Source organism: Staphylococcus sp. HMSC056G08, assembly GCF_001812305.1.
GTDB lineage: Bacteria > Bacillota > Bacilli > Staphylococcales > Staphylococcaceae > Staphylococcus > Staphylococcus simulans.
Window position 1 is genome coordinate 1 of the sequence record NZ_KV808532.1, and the last position, 2054, is coordinate 2054.

Annotated in this window: 2 protein-coding genes; both read left to right on the plus strand. The window is 35.5% G+C overall.

Features of this window, described 5'->3' with window-relative positions:
- Nucleotides 1–623, plus strand: a 623-nt coding sequence (locus tag HMPREF2846_RS14500) for a hypothetical protein (protein ID WP_176745493.1), incomplete at its 5' end; no start/stop codon positions are given.
- Nucleotides 624–658: 35 nt separating this feature from the next.
- A partial coding sequence (locus tag HMPREF2846_RS12695; protein ID WP_141751892.1) for an FIVAR domain-containing protein occupies nt 659–2054 on the plus strand: 1396 nt, incomplete at its 3' end.

Consider the following 2054-nt stretch of genomic DNA (forward strand, 5'->3'; position numbering starts at 1 on the left):
AAGAAATCAATGCCGCAACAAAAGCATTGAAAGATGCCAAAGATGCTTTAGTTCCAAAAGCAGACAAAACTGATTTACAAAAAGCACTTGATACTGCAAAAGCTATTACTGGTTTAGAACCAACTGATAAAGAAGATAAAGCAGTCCAAGATGCTTTAGATAAAGCAAAAACAGTTCAAGCTGACGACAATGCGAGTCAAGAAGCTGTAAATACAGCTAAAACTGAACTTGATCAAGCCGTTGCAGCTAAGAAAACTCAAGACGAACTTGACGCACTTAAAAAAGCAGCGCTTGATGAATTGAAAGCAGAACTTTCAAAAGTCGGTAAATTAGACTATAAAGACTACACACCAGACAGTGTGAAACCTTTAGCCGACAAAGAAGTTTTAGGCAACGCAATTGTTACAATTCCTGAACTTAAAACTACTGAAGAAATCAAAGCTGTCACACAAGAATTGAAAGATTTACAAAAAGCTTTAGTTCAAAAAGCAGATAAAACAGAACTTGTGAAAGCTCTTGAAAAAGCTAAAACTTTAGGTGCACTTGACGCAACTGACAAAGAAGACAAGTCACAGCTGGTAATACAGTCAATGAAGATGGCAATGCGACTACTGAACAAGTAGCAAATGCCACAAAAGCTATCAACGATGCAATTGCTGTGAAAGAACGTCAAGACGCTTTAGATGAATTACAAAAAGCAATTGACGATGCTAACACAGTTAAGAAAGATGACTACAAACCAAATACAGTGACACCGTTTGAAGCAGCAGTCACAGCGGGTGAAACTACGAAAGATGACGCAACTAAATCAGTTGAAGAAATCAAAGCAGCTACAAAAGCAATTACTGATGCTAAAAATGCATTAGATAAAAAAGCGGATAAAACAGAATTGAACACATCTGTGACAACAGCTGAAACTTTAGGTGCTCTTGATACAAATGATAAAGAAGATAAAGCTGTTCAAGACGCTTTAGACAAAGCGAAAACAGTACAAGCTGATCAAAATGCAACGCAAGAAGCAGTGAATACAGCTAAAACTGAATTAGATAATGCGTTAAATGCTAAAAAAGCACAAGATACTAAAGAAGCTGTTGAAAAACAAAATGCTTTAGATGCATTGAAAGCAGAGCTTGAAAAAGCAAAAACAGTTAATAAAGAACTTTACACTACAAACAGCGTAAAAGTTTTAACTGACTCTGAAACTGCAGGACAAAATGTAGTTGATAATGCAGCTAATAAAACAACTCAAGAAATTGAGGAAGCAACAAAAGCATTGAAAGATGCTCAAGCAAACTTAGTTTCAAAAGCAGATAAAACAGAACTTGTGAAAGCTCTTGAAAAAGCAAAAACTTTAGGTGACTTAGTCGCAACTGACAAAGAAGACAAAGCCGTTCAAGATGCAGTCACAGCAGGTGAAGCTGTTAACGAAGATTACAATGTAACACAAGAACAAGTTGCTAACGCAACAAAAGCAATTAACGATGCGATTGATGCAAAAGAACGTCAAGATGCTTTAGATGTTTTAACAAAAGCTATTAAAGAAGCAAATTCAGTAGTTAAAGATGAATACAAACCAAACACAGTCACTCCATTAGAAGAAGCTGTTAAAGCTGGTGAAACAGCTCGTGCTGATGCTACTAAGACTGTTGAAGAGTTGAAACAAGCAGCACAAACAATTACTGATGCTCAAAATAAACTTGAACTTAAAGCAAATAAAGAAGAATTGAATAAAGTTGTTAAAACTACAGAAACTTTAGAGCTTAATCCAGCTGATAAAGAAGATAAAGCGGTTCAAGATGCATTAAATACTGCTAAAGAAGTTCAAGCAGATCAAAACGCATCACAAGAAACAGTTGATAAAGCTAAAACTGATCTTGAAAATGCAGTAAAAGCTAAAACAACTCAAGATAAAGTAGACGCATTCAACAAAGCGCTTGATGCATTGAAAGCAGAACTTGAAAAAGTAAAAACTATCGACAAAGACTTCTACACTCCTAATAGTGTTAAACCAGTTACAGATGCTGAAACAACAGGTCAAGCTATCGTGAAAAATT